The sequence below is a fragment of the Paracoccus sp. MC1854 genome (assembly GCF_014164635.1).
Lineage (GTDB): Bacteria > Pseudomonadota > Alphaproteobacteria > Rhodobacterales > Rhodobacteraceae > Paracoccus.
This window is the reverse complement of sequence record NZ_JACJFU010000004.1, coordinates 87032-112946: the sequence shown is the minus strand read 5'-3', so window position 1 is coordinate 112946 and position 25915 is coordinate 87032. Positions and strand designations below refer to the sequence as shown.

Genomic DNA, 25915 nt, shown 5'->3' with positions numbered 1-25915 from the left:
CGCCATGCGAAGGTTGCATGACGGCAACAATTCGCTGATGTTCAGCTTTCTTCCGGGTTGCGGCGCATGGCGGTAATCTCCTCAAGGACGAAGTCGCGGAATGCTGCAACGCGGCGCGAGGTGCGCAACTCTTCGGGGAAAGCTAGGAACACCGGAACCTCGCTTGATTCGACATCGGGCAGGACCCGGACCAGATACGGCATCTCGTGTTCCATGTAGTTCGGCAGGATGCCGATTCCCACATGGCTCAGCACTCCCTGCAGCACGCCGAAGTAGCTGTTGACCAGCAACGTGGTGCTGCCGTGCTGGGCCAGCAGTCCCTGTGCCAGAACCGCCCCGGCATGGACCTGCGGCGTCGTGGGATTCTGGCAGATCAGGCGGTGCGTTGCCAGTTCCTCGACCTTCTGCGGCAGGCCCATGCGTTCGGCATATTCGGGCGAGGCGTAAAGCCGCATGCGGATGTTCAGCAGCCGCCGCCGGATCAGGTCGGCCTGGCTGGGTTCCTTCATCCGAATCGCCACGTCAGCCTCGCGCATCGGCAGGTCCAGCACCCGTTCTTCCAGCAGCAGGTCGATCTTGAGATCGGGATAGCGCTCGTAGAGCTTGGCCAGTCGCGGCACCAGCCATAGCGTGCCGAAGCCGGTGGTGGTCGTCACCTTCAGCTCGCCGAAGACATGTTCCTCGCTGTCGCGGATGCGGGCGGCGGTGGTGTCGAGCTTGCGGTTCATGGCCTTGGTGGCGTCGAACAGCATCTCGCCCTGTTCGGTCAGGATCAGCCCGCGGGCATGGCGGTGGAACAGGGTTGTGCCAAGCCCCTCCTCAAGCGCGCGGATCTGCCGACTGACCGCCGACTGGGACAGGTGCAGAACGTCGCCCGCATGGGTCAGGCTGCCCGCTTCTGCAACGGCATGGAAGATGCGCAGCTTGTCCCAGTCCAACGGGTTCATACCTTGGTGCATCCCTGCCATGCGTTCTGCGCAACTGATAGACGCAAGGCGGGGAAGAACAAAGGTCTTTATCGGTCAACGTAACTGACCTATATTGGCGTCCAGCCGTCCAGCTTTGAGAGGAAGCACGATGAGCATCCAGGACATCACCCTTGCCGACCGCTTCGACCTGACCAAGCGCCATGTGCTGCTGAACGGCACGCAGGCACTGGTGCGGCTGATGCTGATGCAGGCGGCGCGCGACAAGGCTGCCGGACTGAACACGGCGGGTCTGGTGACGGGCTATCGCGGCTCTCCGCTGGGCGGGGTGGACCTGCAGATGATGCGGTCGAGGAAGCTGCTGGAGCCTGCGGACATCCTGTTCCAGCCCGGGCTGAACGAGGATCTGGCCGCGACCGCGATCTGGGGCAGTCAGCAGGCGGAACTGCGTGGCGAGGGCAAATACGACGGCGTCTTCGCGCTGTGGTATGGCAAGGGTCCGGGCGTGGACCGTTCCGGCGACGTGATGCGGCATGGCAACATGGCGGGCTCGTCGAAACATGGCGGCGTCGTCATGGCGATGGGGGACGACCACACCGGCGAATCATCGACCGTGCTGCACCAGTCCGACTGGGCGATGGTGGACGCCTATATCCCCGTCCTGTCGCCCGCGGGCGTGCAGGAGATCCTGGACTTCGGCCTTTACGGCTGGGCGCTGAGCCGCTTCGCGGGCGTCTGGACCGGCCTCAAGACCATGAAGGACACGGTCGAGGCGACAAGCGTCGTGGATGGCGACCCCTTCCGCATGAGCTTCGTGACCCCCGACGACTTCGCCATGCCCGAAGGTGGGCTGAACATCCGCTTGGGCGACACGCCGGTGGCGCAGGAAGCGCGGATGATCGACTACAAGCGTTTCGCAGCCGAGGCCTTCGCCCGCGCGAACCGCATCGACCGCCGCGTCTGGGGCAAGCCCGGCGCGAAGATCGGCATCTGCGCCGCCGGAAAGAACTGGCTCGACGTGGTCCATGCCCTGTCGCTGCTGGGGCTGGATCAGGCCGAGGCGGAACGGCTGGGCATCACCACCTACAAGATCGGGCAGACCTGGCCCTTGGACATGACCAGCTTCCACGAATGGGCCGAGGGGCTGGACCTCATCATCGTGGTCGAGGAAAAGCGCAAGCTGATCGAGGTGCAGGTCAAGGAGGCGATCTTCGACGACCGCCGCGGCCGCCGCGTCTATGGCTGGCACAAGGGCGACACCTGGGAACACGGGCGCAGGCTGGAGCTGTTCCCGACCCGCTATGCCCTGGACCCGGTGCTGATCGCGCAGCGGCTGGGCGACATCCTGATCGAGGAAGGCCGTCGCACCGACCGGCTGGAAGCCATGCTGTCGAAGCTGGCCGAGACGCGCCGCAACGACAACGCCCCCGAGGTCGCCACGCGGACGCCGTGGTTCTGCTCGGGTTGCCCGCACAACAGTTCGACCAAGGTGCCCGAGGGCAGCCGCGCCTATGCGGGGATCGGCTGCCACTACATGGTGCAATGGATGGACCGGGAAACCACCGGCTTCACCCAGATGGGCGGCGAGGGCGCGCACTGGATTGGCGAGGCGCCGTTTTCCCAGCGCCCCCATGTGTTCCAGAACCTCGGCGACGGAACCTACAACCATTCCGGCAGCCTTGCGATCCGCGCCGCGAAGGCGGCGGGCACCAACATCACCTACAAGATCCTGTTCAACGACGCCGTCGCCATGACCGGCGGCCAGCCGAACGAGGGCGAACTGACCGCCCCCCAGATCGTGCGCGAGTTGCAGGCGATCGACGTGCCCGTGGTGCTGGTCTACGACGAGAAAGAGGAAATCGACCGCGACCTGTTCCCCAAGGGACTGCGTTTCGAGGAACGCGCGAACCTGATGGAGGTGCAGCGGGAACTGTCGCAGCAGCCCGGCGTCACGGCCATGGTCTATGTCCAGACCTGCGCCGCCGAAAAGCGCCGCCGCCGCAAGAAGGGCAAGTTCGCCGATCCCGACCGCCGCGTCTGGATCAACCCCGAGGTCTGCGAGGCCTGCGGCGACTGCTCGGTGCAGTCGAACTGCGTCTCGGTCGTGCCCTTCGACACCAAGCTGGGCCGCAAGCGCGCCATCGACCAGTCGTCCTGCAACAAGGATTACAGCTGCGTCAAAGGCTTCTGCCCCAGCTTCGTCAGCGTTTCGGGCGGCAAGCTGAGGAAGCCCGCAGCCGAGGCGCTGCATCTGCCGGACCTGCCCGCGCCTGCGCTGCCGGCGATCAATGGCACCCACAACCTTGTCATCACCGGCGTGGGCGGCACCGGCGTCGTGACCATCGGCGCGGTGCTGGCGCAGGCCGCGCAGCTTGACGGCAAGGGCGCGGGGATGATGGAGATGGCGGGCCTCGCCCAGAAGGGCGGCGCGGTCCACATCCACCTGCGGCTGGCGAACGATCCCGCCGACATCAGCGCCATCCGCGTCGCGGTGGGCGAGGCCGACGCCATCATCGGCGGCGACCTTGTGGTCACGGCGGGGGCCAAGACCATCGGCCTGATGACCGGCACCCGCACCGGCGCCGTGGTCAACGAGCACGAGATCATCACCGGCGAGTTCACCCGCGTCCGCGACTTCCGCGTGCCCGCCGACCGGCTGAAGATGTCGCTGCAGGCGCGTCTGGGTGAGAAGGTATTCTTCCTCGACGCCTCGAAGCTGGCCGAGCGGTACCTGGGCGATTCGATCTATTCGAACATGCTCATCACCGGGGCGGCCTGGCAGCAGGGGCTGATCCCGCTGTCCGAGGAAGCGATCCTGCGCGCCATCGACCTGAACGGCGCCAAGGCCGAGGAAAACAAGCGCGCCTTCCACATCGGCCGCTGGGCGATCCTTCACCCGGAACAGGCCGCGCCTGCGCCCGTCAACGTGGAACGCTTCGATCCCGTCGCCTATCGGGCGAACCGGCTGGTCGGCTATCAGGGACCGAAGCTCAAGCGCCGCTTCCTCAAGCTGGTGGACATGGCACCTCCCGAACTGCGCGAAACGGTGGCTGAAAGCTTCTATCGCCTGCTGGCGGTCAAGGACGAATACGAGGTCGCCCGCCTGCACCTGACCACCACCGAGGGCGTGGCCCGGACCTTCGAGGGCGACACCAAGCTGACCTTCCACATGGCGCCGCCGTTCATGGGCGGCAAGGACCCGGAAGGGCGGCCAAAGAAGCGCGAGTTCGGGGCGTGGATTCTGCTGGTGTTCCGCACGCTGTCCTCGCTGCGCGGCTTGCGCGGCACGCCGCTGGACGTCTTCGGCTGGCAGGCTGAACGCCGCCATGAACGCGCGCTCGCCCGTCAGTATGAGCAGGACATGGCCGAGGTGCTGCCCAAGGTGACGCCCGCGACGATCGAGATCGCCCGTGAACTCGCCGCCCTGCCACAGCAGATCCGCGGCTATGGCTTCATCAAGGACGCGGCGGCCGAAAAGGCGCAGGTGCGGCGGGACGAGTTGCTGGCGGCCTTCCGCGCCGGGGGCTGGCCGTCGCTGCCCGAGATGCGGATCGCGGCCGAGTGAAGTGAAGGCCGGGCCTTGCGGCTCGGCCTGCCTCCGGCGGGGATATTTGACCGAAGAAGAAAACCGGGGGCTTCGCGGCCTCCGGTTTCCTGATTTCAGACGGCGGCCTGCCTTCCGCGCGAGAGGGCGGCGACGCCGGTGCGGGCCACCTCGGCCAGTCCCAGCGGGCGCATCAGTTCGGCAAAGGCATCGAGCTTCTCAGACGTGCCGGTAATCTCGAAAACGAAGCTTTCCAATGTCGAATCAACCACTTTCGCGCGGAAGATGTCGCTTATTCTCAGCGCCTCGACCCGCTTCTCGCCGCCGCCGATCACCTTGAACAGGCCCAGCTCGCGCTCGACCGAAGGCCCCTCGACGGTCAGGTCGTGGACCTCATGCACGGGCACGATGCGGCCAAGCTGCGCCTTGATCTGCTCGATCACCTCTGGCGTGCCCCGCGTGACCAGCGTGATGCGGGACCGGTGGCCGGTATGATCCACCTCGGCCACGGTCAGGCTGTCGATGTTGTAGCCGCGCCCCGAGAACAGACCGATCACGCGGGCAAGCGCCCCCGCCTCGTTGTCCACGATGATTGCGAGCGTGTGCCGTTCCTCGCCTGCCGCATGGTAGTCGCGCAGGTCATAGGCGGAATGGCTGGATGCGCCGCGTTCAAGTTTCAGTGCCGACATGATCGCCCCCTTACACCAGAACCGCGCCGTCGGACTGGATGGCGGTGCCGATGTCTTCGGCCGCCTCCTGGTCGCCCAGCAGCATCTCGTTATGCGGCTTGCCCGAGGGGATCATCGGGAAGCAGTTCTCGTGCTTTTCCACCAGCACGTCCAGGATGAAAGGCCCGTCATAGTCGATCATCTCGCGGATCGCGTCGTCCAGATCCGCCGGATCGCTGACCTGCCGGCCCTTGCAGCCGAAGGCCTCGGCCAGCTTCACGAAATCGGGCAGGCTCTCGCTCCAGGACTGGCTGTAGCGCTCGCCATGCAGAAGCTGCTGCCACTGGCGCACCATGCCAAGGCGCTCGTTGTTCAGGATGAACTGCTTGACGGGCGCGCGGAACTGGATGGCCGTCCCCATTTCCTGCATGTTCATCAGCCAGCTTGCATCGCCCGCGACGTTGATGACCAGCGCATCGGGATGCGCCACCTGCACGCCGATGGACGCGGGCAGGCCATAGCCCATGGTCCCCAGCCCTCCGCTTGTCATCCAGCGGTTCGGCCCCTCGAAGTTCAGGTATTGCGCCGCCCACATCTGGTGCTGGCCGACCTCGGTGGTGATGTAGCGGTCGTGGTCCCTGGTCAGCGCATCAAGCCGCTGCATCGCGTATTGCGGCTTGATGAGGCTGTCGGAGTTGCGATAGCTCAGGCAGTCCTTGGCCCGCCATTGCTCGATCTGCGCCCACCACTGCTGCACGGCGGGGTTGGTCTTGCGGCCGCGCGACTTCCAGATCTTCAGCAGGTCTTCCAGCACATGGCCCACGTCGCCGATGATGGGCAGGTCCACGCGGATGACCTTGTTGATGCTGCTGGGGTCGATATCGACATGAACCTTGACCGAGCCGGGCGAGAAATCCGCGATCCGCCCGGTGATCCGGTCGTCGAAGCGGGCGCCGAGGTTGATCATCAGGTCACAGCCGTGCATGGCCATGTTGGCCTCGTAAAGGCCGTGCATCCCCAGCATTCCCAGCCAGCTTTTCCCGCTGGCCGGATAGGCCCCCAGGCCCATCAGCGTCGAGGTGACGGGGAAACCCGTCGCATCCACCAGTTCCGTCAGCAACTGGCTCGCTGCAGGACCCGAGTTGATGACGCCGCCGCCGGTGTAGAAGATCGGCCGCTCGGCGCGCTCGATCAGTTCGGCCAGCCGGGTGATCGCCCCGATGTCGCCCTTGCGGGGCGGCTGATAGCGCGCGGGCTCGATCTGCTTCGGGCCGACATAGGTGCCGGTCGCGAACTGCACGTCCTTGGGGATGTCGATCAGCACCGGCCCCGGCCGACCCGAGGTCGCCACGTGGAAGGCGCGGTGCAGCGTCCCGGCTAGGCTGTCGGTGTCCTTCACCAGCCAGTTGTGCTTGGTGCAGGGACGGGTGATGCCGACCGTATCGGCCTCCTGGAACCCATCGGTGCCGATCATGAAGGTCGGAACCTGCCCCGACAGCACCACAAGCGGGATCGAATCCATCAGCGCGTCGGTCAGCCCCGTCACCGCGTTGGTCGCGCCGGGACCCGAGGTCACCAGCACCACGCCGGGCTTGCCGGTGGAGCGCGCATAGCCCTCGGCCATGTGGACGGCGCCCTGTTCATGGCGGACGAGGATGTGCTTGATGTCGTTCTGCTGGAAAATCTCGTCATAGATCGGAAGGACCGCGCCGCCGGGATAGCCGAATACGGTATCGACGCCCTGATCCCTCAGCGCCTCGACCACCATTCTTGCACCCGTCATGCTTCGGGACATTTCCGACCCCCTTGTTCGCGGAAAACCTGCGGCAGGGCAGACTGCTCTGCTGCGCCGCCGCAAGCTAGATGGCACCGCAGCAAGCGTCAATGGCCGCAAAGAAAAATGTCTGCCGATCATGGGAAAACGAAATAATCTTTCGTTGCCTTTGGATGTCATTCCTGCGGCAGGTGAATCCGGGCGACCTGTTCCACGATGGGGTCGATCGACAGCGGATGCGTCTCGCCCTCGTGATCCTCGGGGCGGCCGATGTCCTGCCAGACGCCGCCCTTGTGGATCTCCAGCGCGCTGAACCCGGCCTTGTAAGCCATCTTGCGGCTGCCCGGCACCCAGTAGCCCAGGTAGACGTAGGGTAGCCCGGCCTCGCGCGCCATCGCGACATGATCGAGGATCATGAACGAGCCGAGACTGTCGGCCACGCGCATCGGGTCGTAGAAGCTGTAGACGAGGCTGAGGCCGTCATCGAGGATGTCGGTCAGGCAGACCGCCGACAAGGGGGCCTCGGCCGGACTGCTTCCGGCGTCGCGATATTCGAAGACGCGGGTGCGGACCGGCGTTTCCTCGATCATCGCGGCGAACTCGAAAATGTCCATGTCGGCCATGCCGCCGTCCGCATGGCGGTGGTCGAGATAGCGGCGGAACAGCTCGAACTGTTCTTCGGTCGCCCAGGCGCTTGTGCCGAGGCGCGCAAGCCCCTTGTTGCGCTTCAGCACCCGGCCTTGGCTGCGGCTGGGCTGGAAGTCGCGGACCCGGATGCGCGCCGACATGCAGGCCACGCAGCTTTCGCAACTGGGCCGGTAGACGACATTCTGCGATCGCCGGAAGCCTTGGCGCGACAGGGCGTTGTTCAACTCGCGCGCGCGGTCGCCTGTGAGCGCCGTGAACAGCTTCCGCTCGGCCCGACCGTGCAGGTAGGGGCAGGGCTGCGGGGCCGTGACATAGAACTGCGGCGCACTGGAAGGGGTGTGCCGCATCACCCGCCCCGCCGGTTCTGGGCCGGGTCATTCGCAAGGCCGGGATGGCGGACGGGGAAGGAAAGCATGCGCGGCAGCCGGATCTTCGCGAAGGACCTGGAATGGAAGGACGGTAGCAACAGAAACCGGGCGCGCCAAGCGCAACCCGTCACGATCATACGCCACGACATATGGGTTTGCGCGCGGATTTCCAGTCGCCTTCGCAGGATGAGGGCAAGCGCGGCTGCACGGCGGTCGGATCGCCGGTCCTGCACAACTGCCAGCGCCGCTTGCCGCATTGACGATGGCCCCCGCCGCTCTAGGGTCGGGGCATGAGTTTCGCCCGGCGCATCACCCGCCTTCCGCTTCCGACCGACCACGCGCGCGGCAAGGCTACCGCCGCGCATCTGTCCACGAACGACCCCAAGCTCACCGGCCTTCTCTGCGGTGCGGCCGGATCCAGCCCCTATCTGGCGGGGCTGATCGAGCGTGAGGCGCCTTGGCTTTCCGAGGCACTGGCCCGCGACCCGGCCCCTGACGCGCTGGTGGTGGCCGAAACCGCGGGCTTCGATGCGCTGCCTCCGGCCCAGCTTGACCCGGCGCTGCGGCAGGCCAAGCGGCGGGTCGCGCTTTATGCGGCACTGGCCGATCTGGGCGGGGTATGGACGCTGGACGAGGTGACCGGCGCGCTGACCGATCTTGCCGACGCCGCGACCGACCTTGCCCTGCGCGCCCATGTCGCCGACGAGACGCGACGGGGCAAGCTGCCCCCCCCGCTGGCCGATGCCGCGCCCGAGGTGGCGGGGATCTTCGCGCTGGCGATGGGCAAGATGGGCGCGCGCGAGCTGAACTATTCCTCGGACATCGACCTGATCGTCCTTTACGACGATGCCGCCTATGCGGCCAATGACCAGCACGAGGTCCGCGCGGCGCTGATCCGCGCCACCCGCAAGGCCGCCGCCACCCTGTCCGACCTGACCGCGCATGGTTATGTCTTCCGCACCGACCTGCGGCTGCGGCCCGACGCATCGGTGACGCCGGTCTGCATCTCGGCCACCGCCGCCCTGACCTATTACGAGGCTGAGGGCCGCAGTTGGGAACGCGCCGCCTTTATCAAGGCCCGGCCCTGCGCGGGCGATCTGGCCGCCGGGCAGCGGTTCCTGGATGCGCTGCGTCCCTTTGTCTGGCGGCGGCATCTCGATTTCGCCACCGTCGAGGACACGCACGAGATGCGCCGCCGCATCCGCGACCACAAGGGCCTGCACGGTGGCATTCGCGCCGCCGGGCACGATCTCAAACTTGGCCGCGGCGGCATCCGCGAGATCGAGTTCTTCGCCCAGACCCGCCAACTGATCGCGGGCGGGCGCGACCCCGACCTGCGCGCGCGCCGCACGGTCGATGCTTTGGTGGCGCTGGCTGAAAAGGAATGGATTCCGCCCGAGGTCGCCGCCGAGCTTGCCGCGCATTACCGCGAGCACCGCGAGATCGAGCATCGCATCCAGATGGTCAATGACGCCCAGACCCATGCGGTGCCCGCGATGCCTGAAGGGGTCGCGCCGGTCGTTCACCTGTGCGGCGCATCCAACACGGATGCCTGGTGCGCTCGGCTGGAACAGCGCCTGCAGCGCGTCGAGGAACTTGCGGGCGACTTCTTCCAGCCGGGCGGGACCGGCGACGCCCGGCCCGACCTCGGCTACGATCAGGCGGCGCTGGTCGATGGCTGGCAAAGCTATCCCGCCCTGCGATCCGCCCGCGCCCGGCAGGTCTTCGCCCGGATCGAGCCGCGCGTGCTGACGAGCCTTTTCCGCGCCGGGCGGCCCGACGAGGCGCTGGGCCGCTTTGACAGCTTCTTGCGGGGGCTTCCCGCCGGGGTGCAGCTTTTCTCGATGTTCGAATCGAATCCCTCGCTGATCGATCTTCTGGGCGACATCTGCGCGACCTCGCCGGGGCTCGCGGCTCATCTCGCCCGCCACCCCGAGGTGCTGGACGCGGTGATCGCGGGCAGCTTCTTCGCGCCGTGGCCCGGCGCGGGGTCGCTGCGGTCGATGCTGTCCGAGACGCTCGACCGCACGATGGCCGCGCCCGAGGGCGGATACGAGCGCGCCCTGGATGCGGCGCGGCGCTGGGCGCATGAATGGCAGTTCCGCATCGGCGTCCATCATCTGCGCGGGCTGATCGAGGCCGAGGAGGCAGGCCAGCATTACGCCGACATCGCCGATGCCGCGCTGGCGGCGCTGTCGCCGCTGGTCGCGGCCGAGTTCGCGCGCAGGCACGGGCCGCCCCCGGGCCACGGGGCGGCGGTGCTGGGTATGGGCTCGCTGGGGGCGCGGCAGCTCAATGCCGCCTCGGACCTCGACCTGATCGTGATCTACGACGCGGCGGACGCCGAAGGTTCCAAGGGGCCGAAGCCCTTGGCGACACGGCCCTATTATGCCCGGCTGACCCAAGCGCTTCTGACGGCCGTGACCGCGCCCACCGCAGCCGGGCGGCTTTATGAGGTGGACATGCGCCTGCGTCCCTCGGGGCGGCAGGGACCGGTCGCGACAGGGCTTGATTCGTTCCGCGGCTATCAGATGCACGAGGCCTGGACATGGGAGCATCTGGCCCTGACGCGGGCGAGGGTGGTTGCCGTGACCTCCGGCGCCCTTGCGGGGCAGGGGGCGGACGAGCCGGGCGCCTCGGACACGCGCCCGCTCGCAGTCCGGCTGGAGGCCCTGCGGCTTGAGATCCTTGCGGCGCGGGGCAGCGATCCGCGGGTGCTGCCGGATCTTCTTGCCATGCGGCAGCGCATCTTCGCCGCCAAGGCCCCGGATGGGCGGTGGGAAGCCAAGATCGGCCGCGGCCGGCTGCAGGACATCGAACTGTTCGCGCAGTCCCTGGCTCTGCGTGCCGCCTCGGCCTCCCGCGGCGCGGCCATGCAGTTGCGGGCGGGCCGCAAGGCGGGGCTGATCGGCGCCGAGGATGCCGACGCGCTGGCGCAGGCGCACCGCTTCCTGTGGCGGCTGCATTGCGCGGGCCGCCTGCTGACCGAGCGCCCGCTGGACATGGAGGCCCTTGGCCGGGGCGGGCAGGATTTCCTGCTGCGCGAAACGGGTTGCCGGACGCTTGACGAGCTTTCCACGCGGCTGGACGCTCATGTGGATGCGGCGGGACGGATCATCGACGCCCTGTCCGGCGCCGAGGGCGAGGGCTGACGGCCGGAAACCGGCCCTTGGCCGATCCTGTCCGTCCGGCCTCACCCGATCACGCCGGTGATGCGGATCGAGGCGGCAGCAGAAGATGCCGGGCCGGGCTGGTCCGTGACCGCGCCAAGGATCGGCACCAGTGACCCGTCCGGCGCCACCTCCGCCGTGCCATCCAAGTCATCGGCCGCATGGTCGAAGACCCCGTGCGTGGTCTTGTCCCAGTAGAACGGCTTGGCGACGATCTCATAGGCCGCCTTCCATGCCGCGAGGCAAGCCAGCGGAAAATAGAAATACAACGTCGGTGCCCAGGGCATCAGCCCCGGATGGGTCCGGCGCACGGCCCAGATCGCCACGACCGCGTTCAGCGCCTCGGACAGAAGAAAACTTGCGATCACGACAGTGCCCAACCAACCCTCGACCAAGGGTCCAAGCGGGTGGCCATAGCCAAGCGTCAGCAGCCAGAAGCTCCACAGCACGGGCGCCAGAAGGAACTGCTGGACGGTGGCGAACATCTGCAGGTGAAAGCCGATGGCGGGCCAGAACCCGATCTCGCGCACCAGCCGCCCCGGGGATCGCATATGCACGCCCCAGGTCATCGCAAAGCCCTTGAGCCAGCGCGAGCGCTGCTTGACCCAAGGGACAGGCCGGCAGTTCGCCTCTTCATGCGTGGTCGTGGCGACCATCTCTGTCCGATAGCCGAGCCGCGCCAGGCGGACGCCGAGATCCGCGTCCTCGGTGACGTTCCAGCCGTCCCAGCCGCCCGCATGATCCAGCGCCGCGCGGCGGATAAAGAAGGTCGTTCCGCCCAGCGGCACCACCAGCCCCATCTGCGCGATCCCCGGCAGCACGCCCCGGAACCAGGCCGAATATTCCAGCGTGAAGCAGCGCGCGAGCCAGTTGGTGCGCGGGTTGTAGAAATCCAGCGCCCCCTGCACGCAGGCGACGGCGGGCGGGGCGAAATGCAGCTGGCGGGCGACCTTCTGCAACTGGTCCGGCTCGGGCCGGTCCTCGGCATCCCAGACGCCGATGATCTCGCCCCGGCAGAAGTTCAGGGCATAGTTCAGCGCCCGCGGCTTGGTGCGGATCGGCCCGTCGGGAACGGTCACGACGCGCATCCAGAACGGCAGTTTCACCCCCGACAGCGCGTTGCGGGTGACGGAGTCGGTTTCCTCGACCACCAGCAGGATGTCGGTCAGTTCGCGCGGGTAGGTCAGCCGGGCGAGGCGGCCGATGAGGCGGTCAGCGATGTTCTCCTCGCGGAACATCGGCACCATGACCGAGATCACCGGCCACTTCCACTCGATCCCGGCCCCATCCACCGGATCGGCCTCGCGCAGACCGCGCAGGGTCGCGCGGAAGGCCAGCGCCTTCAGCGCCGTCGTCGCCACAAGGGTGGCAATGGCGACCAGGCTGACCAGCGCCAGCACCATCACCGGCGCAAGCCACAGCCCCAGCGTCAGCGCGCCCATCAGCACCAGCAGGATGCGCCCCAGCCGGGCCTCGTTGCGGGTGCGGCAGCTCAGTTCCGGCGGAACGCAGGTCTCGGCCTGCCGGATCAGCGCGGTGCGGCGGGCGGCCAGCAGCGCCTCGGTGCAGTCCTGCCCGGTTCCCAGCAGCATCCGCACCGGGCCGAGCCGCGATTCCAGCCGCCCGCGGATGCTTTCGAACCTCTCGGGCCATGCGGCGGCGACGAAGGTGACGCCGCCTGTCCGCCGCCATGGCACCACGCCCTGCGCCAGGCACCAGTCGGCACCCGCCCGGTCAATCAGGCGCGCGTCGGGCGGCAGGGCGGCAAGGTCGATGGCCGAGGTCCGCCACTGCTTCGACAAGGCAAGCGTCAGCGCCTGCGGCGTGACCCAGCCGCGTGCCAGAAGAATCTCGCTGAGCCGCGCGGCTTCCGGGCGCTGCAGCATCACGGCCTGCAGCAGATTGCCCGGATCGACGGCGCCATCGTCCAGCAGGATCTGCCCCAGCGTCCGATCGGCAGGCTTGCCGGTCCCAGCGCTCGGCCGGTCGTCGGGGCGGGCGGCGCGTGGCCAGAGCGGCCCCTGCGCGCGCTCCGCCGGATCGGCGGGTCCGGGCTGCTGGCGGCGAATCGGCGTAACGGACACAGGCACCTCGGGGCGGCAGGATCGCCTCCCTGATCACCCGGAATGCTTAAGTTGCCGTTAACAAGGCCTCAGCCCTGCCGCCGCTCGCGCATGGCTTCGGCGAAACGTTCAAACAGATGGGCGCTGTCCTGCGGTCCGGGGCTCGCCTCGGGATGATACTGGACCGAGAAGACCGGGCGGCCGTCCAGCTTCAGCCCGCAGTTGGACCCGTCGAACAGGCTGACATGCGTCTCGATCACGCCCTCGGGCAGGGTCTGGGCGTCCACCGCGAAGCCGTGGTTCATCGAGGTGATCTCGACCTTGCCGCTTTCCTTGTCGCGCACGGGATGGTTCGCGCCATGGTGGCCGTGGCTCATCTTGACGGTCTTCGCCCCCAGCGCCAGCGCCAGCATCTGGTGGCCGAGGCAGATGCCGAAGATCGGCAGGTCGCGTTCCAGCAGCTTCTGGATCATCGGCACCGCATATTCCCCGGTCGCCGCCGGGTCGCCGGGGCCGTTCGACAGGAACACGCCCTCGGGGTCATGGGCCAGCACCTCCTCGGCGGTGGCGGTGGCGGGCAGGACGGTCACGTCTGCCCCGGATTCGGCCAGCGAGCGCAGGAGGTTCCGCTTGGCGCCGTAATCCAGCGCCACGACGCGCAGCGGCTTTCCGGGGCGCCCGGTCCCGAAGCTGCCGGGCCAGCGCCACATCCCCTCGTCCCAGCGATAGCTCTGGGCGGTGCTGACCTCGCGCGCGAGGTCCATGCCGACGAGGCCCGACCATCCGCGGGCGCGGGCGACCATCGCCTCAATGTCGAAGCGCCCCTCGGGGTCATGGGCCAGCACCACATGCGGCGCTCCCTGCTGACGGATCGCGCGGGTCAGGCGGCGGGTGTCCACCCCGCCGATCCCGATGCGGCCGCGCCGTTCCATCCATTGGGCCAGATCCGAGGCCGCGCGCCAGTTCGAGGGCTCGGTCGGGTCCCATTTGACCACGATGCCGGCGGCGACCGGATCGGCGGATTCGTCATCTTCCGGCGTCACGCCGGTGTTGCCGATATGGGGGAAGGTGAAGGTCACGACCTGAGCTGCATAGCTGGGGTCGGTCATGATCTCCTGATAGCCGGTCATGGCGGTGTTGAAGACCAGCTCGGCCACCACCTCGCCCGTCGCACCGAAGCCTCGGCCATAGAAGATCGTCCCGTCTGCCAAGGCCAGGCACGCGGTCGGTTTCTGTTCCATCTCGAACCCCCGGAAAATCGGGCGAGAGCTAGGGGAAGCGGCCGCTGGGGTCAAGGCTGCTTGACCGGCGGGTGGCACGGGGGCAAGCGTGACGGGAATCAAGGAGAGGCATGACATGGACCTGCGCGAGCGTATTCAGACCGCGACGAAAGAGGCGATGAAGGCCCGCGACCAGTTGCGGCTGTCCACCCTGCGGCTGATCGGGGCGGCGATCAAGGACCGCGAGATCGCCCAGCGGGGCGAGGACGGCAAGGGCGCACTGACCGAGGATGACGTGGTCGCGCTGCTGTCGCGGATGGTCAAGCAGCGGCAGGAATCGGCCCGGGCCTACGAGGAGGGCGGCCGGCTGGAACTGGCCGAGCGCGAACAGGCCGAGATCGGCATCATCCAGGAATTCCTGCCGCGCCAGTTGTCGGCCGATGAGGTCGAGGCGGGGATCGCCTCGGTCATCGCGGACCTGGGCGCGACCGGCGTGCGGGACATGGGCCGCGTCATGGGTGCCCTGCGGGAACGCCATGCCGGGCAGATGGACTTTGGCGCGGCCGGCGCGTTGGTCAAGGCGCGGCTGATGGGGTGATGAGGCCGGCGGCGCTGCCCCCATCGTCGTATACGACAATCCCGGGGATATTTGAGCGAAGAAAAACTAGGGGGAAGCAGGTATCCAACCTCCGCCGGACGGCAGGGTGCGTGCCCAGCAGGCAACCTGCAGGCTGTCGGACCAGTGAGACGGTGCCTTGGCGCGCAGGCTACGTTGCCGGTTGAACTGACAGGCGCTCCTCGACCAGTGCAACGGCCCGCGCGACGGCTTGGTCAATGCTCAGTTCGGTCGTGTCCAGCATAACCGCGTCCGGTGCAGCGCGCAGGGGGGCGGTGTCGCGGGCCGCGTCGCGGGCGTCGCGTTCGCGCAGTTGCATCAGCATCTCGGCCGGATCGACGCCAAGCTCTGCCGCGCGGCGCGCGGCGCGGGTCTCGTCCGCGGCCACGACATACAGCTTCACCTGAGCGCCGGGGCAGATCACCGTGCCGATGTCGCGCCCGTCCAGCACCGCGCCGGGCTCCTGCGCGGCAAAGCGGCGCTGGAAATCGACAAGGGCGGCGCGGACCTCGGGGATCGCGGCGACGCGAGAGGCGGCCTGTCCCGCCTCGGCGCTGCGCAACCCGGGGCGAAGCAGGTCCTCGGGGGTCAGGCCCTTGGCGGCGTGGACGGGTTCGCCCCCCAGCGCACCCACGGCGCGATAAAGCAGGCCGGTGTCCAGATGCAGGAAGCCGAATCGTTCCGCCAGCGCCCGCGCGATGGTGCCCTTGCCGGAAGCGGCCGGCCCGTCGATGGCGATAGTGAATGGCATGGCGTCTCTCCTTCGGGGTCGGGGCCTCTTGCCACAGGCGGGCGCGTCAGGAAAGCGGGGGCCGGCAGCTCGGGCCGTGCCTTTCCGTCGCTGGAAGCGGCGCGTTCCCTTGGGACAGGCCCGCAAGGAAAAAGCTTTGGGGGCAGGGCAGGGGATGCGGCGGGCGCGATCAGACGATCGCCGCCTCGGCAAAGGGCTGGCCGTCCAGCACCCGCTGCACACCCAGGGGCGAGAGGTCCAGCGTCACCCAATCGCCATGTACGATCTGCTCGGCAATGCCCCGGCCCACGGCGGGGGCCTGCTGCAGCCCGTGGCCCGAGAAGCCGTTTGCGTGGTAGAGATTGGGCACCTGCGGGTTGCGGCCGATAATCGCGTTCTGGTCCAGCGTGTTGAAGGCATAATGCCCGGCCCATTCACGGATCACCCGGGCGGCGCCGAAGCCCTCGGCGCGGGCGTAAAGGGCGGGCCAGACGTGATCCTCCCACAGTTCCGACTGGGGCACGAAGTCGTCCTCGTCGCAGGGGCCGTCGGTCGCGGGAACCGTGGCCGCCAGCCACTGGCCATGCTCGGGGCGCATCCAGATGCCCGAGGGGTCGATGACCAGCGGCGCATCCGGGTGTCGGGCGGCGGGCGCATCGACCACGAAGATCGTGCGCTTGCGCGGCTCGACCGGCAGGTCGAGGCCCATCGACCGCATCAGTCCCGCAGCCCGCGGCCCCGCGCAGTTCACGAAGACATCGGCCTGCCGCCGCCCGCCCTTTTCCAGTTCCGCCGCAAGGATGCGGTCGCCATTACGCTGGAACCGCAGCACGCGGTCGGTCAGCCAGGCCGCGCCAGCCGCCCGCGCGGCGTTCTTCATTCCCGACAGCAGGCCCATGTTGTCGAAGAAGCCCTCGTCCCGCGGCCCGAAAGCGCCCGCCACGATGTCGTCAAGCTGCATCCATGGAAAGCGTGCCGCCAGCCCCATCCGGTCCAGCACCTCGGTCGAGGCCCCAAGCCCGCGCTGCATGGCGGCAAGATTTTCAAGCTGGACCGCGCCCGTCTCGGTGCCGGTCAGGAACAGGTAGCCGTTCTCGCGCAGCCCGAGGTCGGGGATCTCGCCCGCAGGCCCGGTCCAGCGCGCGAAGTCGCGGATGAACTCGATCCCGAAGCGGCTGATCGCGACATTCACCTCGTTGGTGAACTGCGAACGGATGCCTGCCGCCGACAGCGCAGTGGAACTGGTGGCGTAGCTGGGGTCGGGTTCCACCACGGTCACGCGGATGCCGGGGTCCAGCCGGGTCAGCCAGAAAGCGACCGAGGCGCCCATCACCGCGCCGCCCGCAATCAGAACTTCGGTCACGATCCTGCCCCTGCCTTGCAACTCCGCCGCAGGTTTTGCCCAAGGCCACGCCCCGCGCAAGGTGCTTCACGATGGCGCAAGGCGCTGGACCTCGGGCCGGGGATGCGCGATACGGAAACCCGGATTGCGCCCAAGCGGAGTTGCCCCATGTGGATCGTCGATCGCCTGCTGACCTGGTGGAACGGCCAGACGCTGGGCACCCAGGTCTGGACCTCGCGTTTCGGCACGAAGGTGGGCGAGGACGAGCAGGGCAATATCTATTACCAGACGCCCGGCGGCAAGCGGCGCTGGGTCATCTACAACGGCGAGGCCGAGGCGAGCCGGGTTCCGCCCGAGTGGCGCGGCTGGCTGACCTTTACCTATGACGACCCGCCGAACCGCGTCCCGCTGCCCCGGAAGCCCTGGGAAAAGCCCCATGTGCCGAACCGCACCGGCACCGACGCCGCCTATCACCCGGATGGCTCGCTTTACCGGGCCGAGCCTGTGCCCCGGCGCGACTACGACGCCTGGCAGCCCGAGTAGCCGGTGACGGGTTCCGCCGAAAAGGCCGAGCTGCTGGTCGGCGCGGCCGTCCTTGCGGTCGCGGCGGGATTCCTTGCCTGGTCCATGGGCGGCTGGGATCAGCGCGGGCAGGGCACCTATCCGCTGGTCGCGGCCTTCCCGAACGTGGACGGCGTCGAGCGCGGGACCGAGATCCGCCTGGCTGGCGTCCGCGTGGGCCGCGTGGCCGACGTGCGGCTGAATCCCCAGACCTATTACGCCGAGGCCGAGCTGCGGGTGCCCCAAAGCATCGAACTGCCCGTGGACAGCGCCGCGCTGATCCAGTCGGACGGGCTGCTGGGCGGTGCCTATATCGAACTGCGGCCCGGGGGGGCGGTCGAGACGCTTGCCCCCGGCGACGAGATCGAGGACGTGCAGGGCGCGGTCAGCCTGCTGGGGCTGATGATGAAATTCGTGGACGCGCAGGCGAGCGATGCAGGGTCCGGCCCCGTGTCAGAGGCTCTGCCGTGATTCGCGCCGCACTGGCGCTGGCGCTGCTTGCCGCCGCTCCGGCCTTCGCCCAGAGCCGCAGCAATACCGACATCGCCCCCGGAACCCGCGCCGAAACCGTGGCCCCGCTGATCGAGGGCCAGATCGACCGCGGCGAAGGGGCGCTGCTGCGGGCGCTCGACAAGGTGTCGGGGCAAAGCACCGACCTGCCGCTGGCCGTGGGCGATTCCGTCACCTTCGGGCGGCTGGAGGTGCGGCTGGGTGAATGCCGCTATCCCGCGGCCGATCCCGAATCGGATGCCTTTGCGCAACTGACCATCACCGATCGGCGCAGCCGCAGGGCGCTGTTCACCGGCTGGATGATCGCCTCGTCCCCCGCCATGTCGGCGCTGGATGACGCGCGGTATGATGTCTGGGTTGTGTCCTGCAACGACGGCACCGGGCTGACGCGGCCCGACCTCACCTATGAGCCCGACACCGCCGGGCCAGAGGGCGGCGAGGGCATGGGTCCCGATGGCGACTTCGCCCCGGTCGAGGAGGAAGGCGAGGCCGGCGGTTGACGCAGGCTCGCCACCAGCGATTCGACCGGCCGCAGCGGGCGGGCACGGAAATCGGCGGGCTTTTCCAGCGCTGTGGCAAGCCTTGCCTGATACTGCAGGCGGCTGATCTCGACACCCCCCATGCTGGCGAGATGCGGCGTCAGATACTGGGTATCGAACAGGGTGAAGCCGCAGCGCCTCAGATGATCGGAGATCCAGACCAGCGCCATCTTCGACCCGTCCCTTCGGGTCGAGAACATGCTTTCCCCGAAGAACGCGCCCGCCAGCGTCACCCCGAAGATGCCGCCGGCAAGCTGGCCGTCCTGCATCACCGCTAGCGCATGGGCATGGCCGATCGCATGCAGGTCGCGGTATAGCCGGCGCAGGGGATCGTTGATCCAGGTTTCCGGCCTGTCGGCGCAGGCCGCCACGATGGCGTCGAAATCGGGGCGGGCGTCGGCGGTCCAGCCCCCGCGGGCAAGGCTGCGGATCAGCGAGCGCGAGGCATGGACCCGTCCCACCGGCAGGATGCCGCGGCGCGGGGGGTCGAACCAGTAAAGCTGCGGGTCGGTCGCCGAGCAGGCCATCGGGAAGACGCCGTTGGCATATCCCTTCAGCAGCATCCGGGCGGTCAGCATCGGGCCGGACTGCCCTTGATGCAGCGTCCGGCGCCTGCCGGCCCGGTCATGCGGCCCGCGTCCCGTCCGCTTGCAGGACCCTCCCGGACAGTCCTGCGGCAGCCTGTCAATCCTGCGTGCTGATCCACCAGACCGTCCCGTTCCCGTCGGCGATGCCGCCGCGCAGGTCGCCGTCGCCGGATCGTCCGGGTTCCGCCACCACTGTGCCGCCCGCATCCCGTGCGCGCTGGAAAGCCGCAATCGCGTCGGGCACATAGACATGGACATTCGAATCGGGCGCATCGGCGACCTCGCCCATCATCACCACGCTGTCGTCGATCCGCGCCTCGGCGTGCATGATCCCGCCGCCCTCGCGCTGGATGACCCGCAGCCGTTCGGCCCCGAAGACGGCCTGCAGGAAGGCGAGCGCCTGTTCCGCGTCCCGCACATGCAGATAAGGGCTGACGCTGCTGTATCCGTCCGGCTTCCACGACATGGCGCGGTCCTTCTGCTGGAAGACCGGCAAAGGTTAGACCGGAACCTGCGGAGTGCACAATCAGGACCGCGCGCCCAGCCGTTCTGCGACAGTCAGCCGTAGGTCCGCGCCAGCCAGCGTTCCAGCCAGTGGATCGAATAGTCGCCGCGCTGGATGTCCGGTTCCTGCAGCAGCTCGTGGAACAGCGGAACGGTCGTGTCCACACCGTCCACGATCAGCTCGTTCAGCGCCCGGTTCAGCCGGGCCAGCGCCTCGGGCCGGTCGCGGCCATAGACGATCAGCTTGGCGATCAGGCTGTCGTAATAGGGCGGGATCGTGTAGCCGTCGTAGATCGCGGAATCCATCCGCACGCCCAAGCCGCCCGGCGCGTGATACTGGGTGATCCGGCCGGGGCAGGGGCTGAAGTTCGGCAGGCGCTCGGCGTTGATCCGGGCCTCGATGGCATGACCGCGGATCACCAGATCCTCCTGCCGGAAGCTCATCGGCTCGCCCGCGGCGACCCGGATCTGTTCGCGCACCAGATCGACGCCGAAGATCGCCTCGGTCACGGGATGTTCCACCTGCAGGCGGGTGTTCATCTCGATGAAATAGAACTCGTCGTCCTCGAACAGGAACTCGATGGTGCCCGCGCCCGCATATTGCAGCCGCGACATGGCGTCGGCGCAGATGGTGCCGATGCGGTCGCGCTGCTCGGCGGTGATGGCGGGGCCGGGCGCTTCCTCGAGGACCTTCTGGTGGCGGCGCTGCAGGGAACAGTCGCGCTCGCCCAGGTGGACGGCATTGCCGCGGCCGTCGCCGAAAACCTGGATCTCGATATGGCGGGGGCGCTGCAGGTATTTCTCGACATAGACCTCGTCATTGCCGAAGGCGGCCTTGGCCTCGGACCGCGCTGTGCGGAAGGCGACTTCCAGCGCGGTTTCGTCCAGCGCGACCTTCATGCCGCGCCCGCCGCCCCCGGCGGTGGCCTTGATGATGACCGGATAGCCCATCTCGGACGCCACCCGTTGCGCGGTCTCGAAATCGGGCACGCCGCCGTCGGACCCCGGCACGACCGGGATGCCCAGCGCCTTGGCGGTTTCCTTTGCGGTGATCTTGTCACCCATCAGGCGGATATGTTCCGCCCGAGGGCCGATGAAGGTGAGGCCGTGGTCCTCGACCATCTGCACGAACTGGGCGTTTTCCGACAGGAAGCCGTAGCCCGGATGGATCGCCTGCGCGCCGGTGATCTCGCAGGCGGACACGATGGCGGGCATCGACAGGTAGGACAGGGACGAGGGCGGCGGACCGATGCAGATCGATTCGTCGGCCATGCGGACATGCATGGCGTCGCTGTCGGCGGTGGAATGGACCGCGACCGAGGCGATGCCCATTTCCTGGCAGGCCCGGATGACCCGCAGCGCGATCTCGCCCCGGTTGGCGATCAGGATCTTGTCGAACATCGCCTTACTCGACGATCATCAGGGGGGTGCCGAACTCGACGGGGGTGCCGTCCTCGACCAGCACCCGGCGCACCGTCCCGGCGCGGGGGGCGGGAATGTGGTTCATCGTCTTCATCGCCTCGACGATCATCAGCGTGTCGCCCTCGGCCACCGTCTGACCGATGGATACGAAGGGCGCGGCGTCCGGCTCGGCCGACAGATAGGCGGTGCCGACCATGGGCGAGGTCACGGCGCCCGGATGGCTGGCCGGATCGCCCGCACCCGCAGGCGCGGCGGCGGCGGGCTGGGCGGGGGGGGCGACGGGCGCGGGTAGCGCTTGCATCGGCGCAGCCGCGGCCTGGACGAGGACCTGCTTGCCATGCTTGGACAGCGACACGGTCAGGCGGTCGTTCTCGCCATATTCGCGCTTGACCGAGATCTCGGTCAGCTCGTTGCGGTTCAGAAGCTCAGCCAGCGCCTGGATAAAGGCGGTGTCGCCCGCGTGATGCCGGGTCTGGTCGTTCTCGCTCATCTAAATCTCTGCCTTTGGGCCGTTCTGGGGTCGCGGCGTTTTCGCCGCGCGTTATAAACCTTCGCGCGGCGCAAGGGAAACCGTTTCGGCCGAAGGCGCCGAGGGACCACCCGCCAGGGGCGTGTCGTCATCGCTGTCGGGCCGTCCGGACAGGTCCTTCCAGCGCCTGTGAATCCAGAGCCACTGGTCCATATGCGCGCGCACCCGCCGTTCCAGGTCGTCGTTCAGCACCTGCATCATGGTTTCCGGGTCAGTGGGCGGCACCGGCTCGCCCACCTCGACGCGGAAGCTCAGCCCGTCGGGCTGGCGGATGGCTGCGACGGGGACCAGCAGCGCCCCATAGCGCAGCGCGAGTTCCGCCGGGGTCAGGACAGTCTGGCTGGGCAGGCCGAAGAACCGCAGCGTCGCGCCGTGGCGGTCATACTGGTCAAAGCCGAGGCACAGCATCCCGCCCCCCCGCAGGAACCGCAGCATCCCCACCAGCCCGGTGCGTCCCCGGGGGAACAGCGGCTGAGAGATCGCCTCGATCGCAGGGACGTAGTGACGGTTGAAGGCCCGGTTGTTCATCGGGCGATAAAGCGCGCCGATGCTCCAGCCGCGCGCCGCCAGCGCCACCCGCATGGCGTCGTAGTTGCCGAAATGCGCGCAGGCGAGGACAGCGGGCCGCCCTGCCGCCGCCGCCTGTTCCAGCGCGGGCAGGCCGGGGCCGGCCAGGCGGTCCTTTGCGCCGACGCGGGCGGTGAACTCGGTGCCCGAGTAGGTTTCGATCAGGGCGCGGCCGGCATTATCTGGGACGGCGCGGGTCAGGCGGCGCACCTCGGCCGGGGTCAGGTCGGGACGGGCGAGCGCGAGGTTGTCGCGGATGCGCCGGCGCCAGCCCGCGAGCGGGGCGACCAGATAGGCGAAGGCCCAGCCCATTGCCGGCACCCGGCGGCGATAGGGCATCAGCCGGAAGACGCCGACGAGCAGCCGGAAGGCGCCGCTTGTCAGCCGGTCCGACAGGGGAATGGGCGGTTCCTCAGGCGTCTGTGTCATGGCTTTGATCCGTGGGTGGCCTGCGCCTCTCGCGCCCAGACGTAAAGTCCCGCCGCCACGATGATGCAGGCCCCGGTGACGGTCCAGCCATCCGGCACCGCGCCGAAGAACAGCCAGCCCCAGAGCGCGGCCCAGATCAGCCCGGTATAGCCGAACGGGGCGATGGCGCCGGCCTCGGCCATGGCGAAGGCCCGGATCAGCAGCGCCTGGGCCAGCGTGCCGAACAGGCCCAGCGCCACAAAAGCCCAGATGTCGCCAGGGGCGATGGGCTGCCAGACGAAGGGGGCGACCAGCGAGGCGCCGATCGTTGCCACCCCGGTGGACCACAGGATCGAGGTCGCGATGCCGTCGCCGCGCACCATCCGCGTCATGATCGCGCCCGCCGCGTAGCTGACCGCCCCCAGCAGCGGCAGCAGGGCGGCGGGCTGAAAGACGCCCGCGCCGGGGCGGATCACGATCATCGCGCCCGCCAGCGCGACGGTGATGCCGGCGATGCGGCGCGGGCCGATGCTTTCCCCGAGGAACAGCGCCGCGCCCAGCGTGATGAGGACCGGATTGATGTCCATGATCGCCGTCGCCTCGGCCAGCCCGATGAACTGCAGCGCGGTGAAGAACAGCCCGATAGAGGCAAGCTGCGTCAGCCCCCGTCCTACCTGCAGCAGGGGCGAGGCCGAGCGGACGACCCGCCGCAGCCGGGGCGCCAGCACCAGCAGGATGATGCCGAGGTTCAGCGCCATGCGGCACCAGACGATCTGGCCGGGGTGGTAGCCGGCTTGCGTCAGGTGCTTGCCGGTCGCGTCCATAAGCGTGAACAGGAAGACCGAGCCGAGCAGTGCGAGGATGCCCAGCGATTGCTGCGACGCTTTCGGTCGCGCCGCCGGAAGCGGTTCGGGCTGCAGGGTTGCCATCAGGGGGAATCCCTGCGCCCGGTTGATCTGCCGGACGCTCCGCGGGGGATATTTGGGGCCGAAAGACAACCCGGAGCGCAGGGGGCCGCGCGGCCGGGCTGCGATGCATGTCTCACAGCAGCGCCTTGACCTTTGCCACCGCGGCCTCGGGGGTGATGCCGAACTCCTTGTAGAGCCTATCGGCGGGAGCGGAGGCGCCGAAGCCGGTCATGCCGATGAAGTCCTGACGCTTCCAGTCGCCGCGCTCGCCCATGAGCAGCCAGTCCCAAGGCTGGCGGACGGCGGCCTCGATGGCGACGCGGACGGGGCCTTCGGGCAAGACTTCCGCGCGGTAGCCCTCGGGCTGGTCGCGGAACAGCTCCATGCAGGGGACCGAGACGACGCGGGTGGGGGTGCCATCGGCTTCCAGCGCCTCGGCGGCCTTGAGGGCGATTTCCACCTCGGAGCCGGAGGCCATCAGGACCGCCTTGGGCTGGGTGGAGGCTTCGCGAAGGATGTAGGCGCCCTTGGCGGTCAGGTTCTCGGGCGTATGTTCCATGCGAACGGTCGGCAGGTTCTGCCGCGACAAGGCGAGGACCGAAGGCGTCAAGTCGGTGGTCAGCGCCAGTTCCCAGGCCTCGGCGGTTTCCACCAGATCGGCAGGGCGGAAGGTCCAGGTGTTGGGCGTGGCGCGCAGCATGGCCAGGTGCTCGACCGGCTGGTGGGTCGGGCCATCCTCGCCAAGGCCGATGGAATCATGGGTCATTACATAGACGACCGGCACGCCCATCAGCGCCGACAGCCGCATCGCGCCGCGCATGTAGTCGGTGAACACGAGGAAGGTGCCGCCATAGGGGCGGAAGCCGCCGTGCAGGGCGAGGCCGTTCATCGCGGCGGCCATGCCGTGTTCGCGGATGCCCCAGTGGACATAACGGCCTGCGCGGTTCTGGGCGTCGAAGATGCCGAGGTCGCGGGTCTTGGTGTTGTTGGACCCCGTCAGGTCCGCCGAGCCGCCGATGGTTTCGGGCAGGATCGGATTGACGACCTCCAGCACCATCTCTGACGCCTTGCGGGTCGCGACCTTGGGTTGCTCGGCGCTGGCTTTCTCCTTCAGGGCGGTGATGGCGGGAGCGAGCGCCTCGTTCGGCTCTCCGGCCACGCGCGAGGCGAAGGCGTTGCGCTGGGCGTCGGGCAGGGCGTCCACCCGGGCGTTCCAAGCCTTGCGGTCGGCGGCACCGCGCGCGCCGATCTCGCGCCAGCGGGCGACCAACTCGTCGGGCAGCTCGAAGGGCTCGTGTTCCCAAGCGTAAGCCAGGCGGGTGGCCGCGATCTCCTCGGCCCCCAGCGGCGAGCCGTGGACGCCCGAGGTGCCGCCCTTCTTGGCCGAGCCATAGCCGATGGTGGTGTTGCAGGCGACCAGCACCGGGCGGCCGTCGTCCTCTTTCGCGGCGGTCAGCACGCGGTCGATGTCGGCCGGGTCATGGCCGTCGCAGGACAGCGTCCGCCAGCCCGCCGCCTCGAAGCGCTTGAGCTGGTCGGTCGAATCCGACAGCGACACCGCGCCGTCGATGGTGATCTTGTTGTCGTCCCACAGGACGATCAGGCGACCGAGGCGCAGGTGCCCGGCAAGGGTGATCGCCTCCTGGCTGATGCCTTCCATCAGGCAGCCGTCGCCGGCGATGACCCAGGTGCGGTGGTCGCACAGTTCCTCGCCGAACTCGGCGCGCATCTTGGCCTCGGCCATCGCGAAGCCGACCGAGGTCGCAAGGCCCTGGCCCAAGGGGCCAGTGGTGGTCTCCACGCCCTCGGCATGGCCATACTCCGGGTGGCCCGCCGTCGCCGCGCCCCATTGGCGGAAGTTGCGGATCTGGTCGAGCGTCATCTGCTCGAACCCCGTCAGGTGCAGCAGCGAATAGATCAGCATGGAGCCGTGGCCCGCCGACAGGATGAAGCGGTCGCGGTCGAACCAGTGAGGCGCCGAGGCGTCGAACTTGAGGTGCTTGCCCCACAGCACGGTCGCCACGTCGGCCATGCCCATGGGCATTCCCGGATGGCCCGAGTTCGCGGCCTCGACCGCGTCCATCGACAGCACGCGGATCGCGCTGGCGAGGTTCCAGTGGTCGGGATCGGCAAGGCGGCGCGCGGTAAGAGGCATGGGGCGGCTCCGGGGTTCAGGGGTTGGCAGGGTGATAGGCATCGACCGGACGGGTTGCAAGCTGCGGGCGGCGGCTGACGTGGCGGTCCCGGACGGGGGCAATGCCCGGCAGGTCCCGGCATGGCTATCCGAATGCACCTTATCGATCCCTTCCAA

At 68.4% G+C, this 25915-nt stretch carries 21 protein-coding genes; 6 read left to right on the top strand and 15 right to left on the bottom strand.

Annotated elements, in window-relative coordinates:
• Window positions 1–41: 41 nt before the first annotated feature.
• On the bottom strand, window positions 42–938 hold the full coding sequence (locus H5395_RS05035; RefSeq protein WP_182791425.1) for a LysR family transcriptional regulator: 897 nt from the start codon (window positions 936–938) through the stop codon (window positions 42–44).
• 139 nt (window positions 939–1077) lie between these two features.
• Between H5395_RS05035 and H5395_RS05030 the strand changes: the two genes are divergently transcribed.
• Window positions 1078–4491: an indolepyruvate ferredoxin oxidoreductase family protein gene (locus H5395_RS05030; protein WP_182791424.1), complete on the top strand. Its 3414-nt coding sequence runs from the start codon at window positions 1078–1080 to the stop codon at window positions 4489–4491.
• A gap of 95 nt (window positions 4492–4586) precedes the next feature.
• On the opposite strand, the gene ilvN is transcribed toward H5395_RS05030, so the two are convergent.
• From ilvN to H5395_RS05015, 3 genes are all read right to left on the bottom strand, one after another.
• Window positions 4587–5159, bottom strand: coding sequence for an acetolactate synthase small subunit (gene ilvN, locus H5395_RS05025; protein WP_182791423.1), 573 nt, complete (start codon window positions 5157–5159; stop codon window positions 4587–4589).
• A 10-nt stretch (window positions 5160–5169) separates the two neighbouring features.
• Complete coding sequence (locus tag H5395_RS05020; protein WP_182791422.1) at window positions 5170–6933, bottom strand: acetolactate synthase 3 large subunit; 1764 nt, start codon at window positions 6931–6933, stop codon at window positions 5170–5172.
• Between the two features lie 155 nt (window positions 6934–7088).
• The gene (locus tag H5395_RS05015; protein ID WP_182791421.1) at window positions 7089–7907 is read right to left on the bottom strand and encodes an arginyltransferase; all 819 of its coding nucleotides are present in this window, start codon (window positions 7905–7907) and stop codon (window positions 7089–7091) included.
• A 311-nt stretch (window positions 7908–8218) separates the two neighbouring features.
• Between H5395_RS05015 and H5395_RS05010 the strand changes: the two genes are divergently transcribed.
• The gene (locus H5395_RS05010; RefSeq protein ID WP_182791420.1) at window positions 8219–11080 is read left to right on the top strand and encodes a bifunctional [glutamine synthetase] adenylyltransferase/[glutamine synthetase]-adenylyl-L-tyrosine phosphorylase; all 2862 of its coding nucleotides are present in this window, start codon (window positions 8219–8221) and stop codon (window positions 11078–11080) included.
• Between the two features lie 41 nt (window positions 11081–11121).
• Here H5395_RS05010 and H5395_RS05005 read toward each other — a convergent pair whose 3' ends face one another.
• Both H5395_RS05005 and carA read right to left on the bottom strand, forming a co-directional pair.
• Window positions 11122–13182, bottom strand: coding sequence for a glycosyltransferase (locus tag H5395_RS05005; protein WP_234450824.1), 2061 nt, complete (start codon window positions 13180–13182; stop codon window positions 11122–11124).
• Window positions 13183–13250: 68 nt separating this feature from the next.
• Window positions 13251–14402 (bottom strand): glutamine-hydrolyzing carbamoyl-phosphate synthase small subunit, encoded by a 1152-nt coding sequence (gene carA, locus H5395_RS05000; protein WP_182791419.1) that lies wholly within the window; start codon window positions 14400–14402, stop codon window positions 13251–13253.
• A gap of 115 nt (window positions 14403–14517) precedes the next feature.
• On the opposite strand from carA, the gene H5395_RS04995 reads away from it, so the two are divergent.
• Complete coding sequence (locus tag H5395_RS04995) at window positions 14518–14979, top strand: GatB/YqeY domain-containing protein (RefSeq protein WP_182791418.1); 462 nt, start codon at window positions 14518–14520, stop codon at window positions 14977–14979.
• Between the two features lie 169 nt (window positions 14980–15148).
• On the opposite strand, the gene H5395_RS04990 is transcribed toward H5395_RS04995, so the two are convergent.
• Window positions 15149–15748 carry a d(CMP) kinase gene (locus H5395_RS04990; RefSeq protein ID WP_182791417.1) on the bottom strand — a complete coding sequence of 200 codons (600 nt, stop codon included), beginning with the start codon at window positions 15746–15748 and terminating at the stop codon, window positions 15149–15151.
• A 169-nt stretch (window positions 15749–15917) separates the two neighbouring features.
• A complete protein-coding gene (locus H5395_RS04985) occupies window positions 15918–17090 on the bottom strand; it encodes an NAD(P)/FAD-dependent oxidoreductase (RefSeq protein ID WP_370576385.1) in 1173 nt (390 codons plus the stop codon).
• Window positions 17091–17237: 147 nt separating this feature from the next.
• On the opposite strand from H5395_RS04985, the gene H5395_RS04980 reads away from it, so the two are divergent.
• From H5395_RS04980 to H5395_RS04970, 3 genes are read left to right on the top strand one after another with little or no spacing between them, the layout of a single operon-like run.
• Entirely contained in the window at window positions 17238–17612 is a 375-nt protein-coding gene (locus H5395_RS04980; protein WP_182791416.1) for an NADH:ubiquinone oxidoreductase subunit NDUFA12, read from the top strand.
• Window positions 17613–17615: 3 nt separating this feature from the next.
• Window positions 17616–18101 carry an outer membrane lipid asymmetry maintenance protein MlaD gene (locus H5395_RS04975; RefSeq protein WP_234450826.1) on the top strand — a complete coding sequence of 162 codons (486 nt, stop codon included), beginning with the start codon at window positions 17616–17618 and terminating at the stop codon, window positions 18099–18101.
• Window positions 18098–18640: a DUF2155 domain-containing protein gene (locus H5395_RS04970; protein WP_182791415.1), complete on the top strand. Its 543-nt coding sequence runs from the start codon at window positions 18098–18100 to the stop codon at window positions 18638–18640. The genes H5395_RS04975 and H5395_RS04970 overlap by 4 nt, the downstream gene beginning before the upstream one ends.
• On the opposite strand, the gene aat is transcribed toward H5395_RS04970, so the two are convergent.
• The 7 genes from aat to tkt form a co-directional block, all read right to left on the bottom strand.
• Complete coding sequence (aat, locus tag H5395_RS04965) at window positions 18544–19257, bottom strand: leucyl/phenylalanyl-tRNA--protein transferase (RefSeq protein WP_182791414.1); 714 nt, start codon at window positions 19255–19257, stop codon at window positions 18544–18546. The genes H5395_RS04970 and aat overlap by 97 nt on opposite strands.
• 106 nt (window positions 19258–19363) lie before the next feature.
• Window positions 19364–19732, bottom strand: coding sequence for a glyoxalase/bleomycin resistance/extradiol dioxygenase family protein (locus H5395_RS04960; protein WP_182791413.1), 369 nt, complete (start codon window positions 19730–19732; stop codon window positions 19364–19366).
• A 92-nt stretch (window positions 19733–19824) separates the two neighbouring features.
• On the bottom strand, window positions 19825–21171 hold the full coding sequence (accC, locus tag H5395_RS04955) for an acetyl-CoA carboxylase biotin carboxylase subunit (protein WP_182791412.1): 1347 nt from the start codon (window positions 21169–21171) through the stop codon (window positions 19825–19827).
• Between the two features lie 4 nt (window positions 21172–21175).
• Entirely contained in the window at window positions 21176–21682 is a 507-nt protein-coding gene (accB, locus tag H5395_RS04950; RefSeq protein WP_182791411.1) for an acetyl-CoA carboxylase biotin carboxyl carrier protein, read from the bottom strand.
• Between the two features lie 51 nt (window positions 21683–21733).
• Window positions 21734–22717 (bottom strand): lysophospholipid acyltransferase family protein, encoded by a 984-nt coding sequence (locus tag H5395_RS04945; protein WP_182791410.1) that lies wholly within the window; start codon window positions 22715–22717, stop codon window positions 21734–21736.
• Window positions 22714–23625 (bottom strand): DMT family transporter, encoded by a 912-nt coding sequence (locus H5395_RS04940; RefSeq protein ID WP_182791409.1) that lies wholly within the window; start codon window positions 23623–23625, stop codon window positions 22714–22716. The genes H5395_RS04945 and H5395_RS04940 overlap by 4 nt, the downstream gene beginning before the upstream one ends.
• A gap of 112 nt (window positions 23626–23737) precedes the next feature.
• Entirely contained in the window at window positions 23738–25759 is a 2022-nt protein-coding gene (gene tkt / locus H5395_RS04935) for a transketolase (RefSeq protein WP_182791408.1), read from the bottom strand.
• Window positions 25760–25915: the final 156 nt, after the last annotated feature.

Bases quoted from the DNA above. Each gene is read 5' to 3' on its own strand.
- aat (WP_182791414.1), bottom strand. From the start codon at position 19,257: ATGCTGACCGCCCGGATGCTGCTGAAGGGATATGCCAACGGCGTCTTC.
- H5395_RS04980 (WP_182791416.1), top strand. From the start codon at position 17,238: ATGTGGATCGTCGATCGCCTGCTGACCTGGTGGAACGGCCAGACGCTG.
- H5395_RS04940 (WP_182791409.1), bottom strand. From the start codon at position 23,625: ATGGCAACCCTGCAGCCCGAACCGCTTCCGGCGGCGCGACCGAAAGCG.
- H5395_RS04960 (WP_182791413.1), bottom strand. From the start codon at position 19,732: ATGTCGTGGAAGCCGGACGGATACAGCAGCGTCAGCCCTTATCTGCAT.
- H5395_RS05010 (WP_182791420.1), top strand. From the start codon at position 8,219: ATGAGTTTCGCCCGGCGCATCACCCGCCTTCCGCTTCCGACCGACCAC.
- H5395_RS05015 (WP_182791421.1), bottom strand. From the start codon at position 7,907: ATGCGGCACACCCCTTCCAGTGCGCCGCAGTTCTATGTCACGGCCCCG.
- carA (WP_182791419.1), bottom strand. From the start codon at position 14,402: ATGGAACAGAAACCGACCGCGTGCCTGGCCTTGGCAGACGGGACGATC.
- H5395_RS05030 (WP_182791424.1), top strand. From the start codon at position 1,078: ATGAGCATCCAGGACATCACCCTTGCCGACCGCTTCGACCTGACCAAG.
- tkt (WP_182791408.1), bottom strand. From the start codon at position 25,759: ATGCCTCTTACCGCGCGCCGCCTTGCCGATCCCGACCACTGGAACCTC.
- H5395_RS04995 (WP_182791418.1), top strand. From the start codon at position 14,518: ATGGACCTGCGCGAGCGTATTCAGACCGCGACGAAAGAGGCGATGAAG.
- H5395_RS04990 (WP_182791417.1), bottom strand. From the start codon at position 15,748: ATGCCATTCACTATCGCCATCGACGGGCCGGCCGCTTCCGGCAAGGGC.
- H5395_RS05020 (WP_182791422.1), bottom strand. From the start codon at position 6,933: ATGTCCCGAAGCATGACGGGTGCAAGAATGGTGGTCGAGGCGCTGAGG.
- H5395_RS04945 (WP_182791410.1), bottom strand. From the start codon at position 22,717: ATGACACAGACGCCTGAGGAACCGCCCATTCCCCTGTCGGACCGGCTG.
- ilvN (WP_182791423.1), bottom strand. From the start codon at position 5,159: ATGTCGGCACTGAAACTTGAACGCGGCGCATCCAGCCATTCCGCCTAT.
- accB (WP_182791411.1), bottom strand. From the start codon at position 21,682: ATGAGCGAGAACGACCAGACCCGGCATCACGCGGGCGACACCGCCTTT.
- accC (WP_182791412.1), bottom strand. From the start codon at position 21,171: ATGTTCGACAAGATCCTGATCGCCAACCGGGGCGAGATCGCGCTGCGG.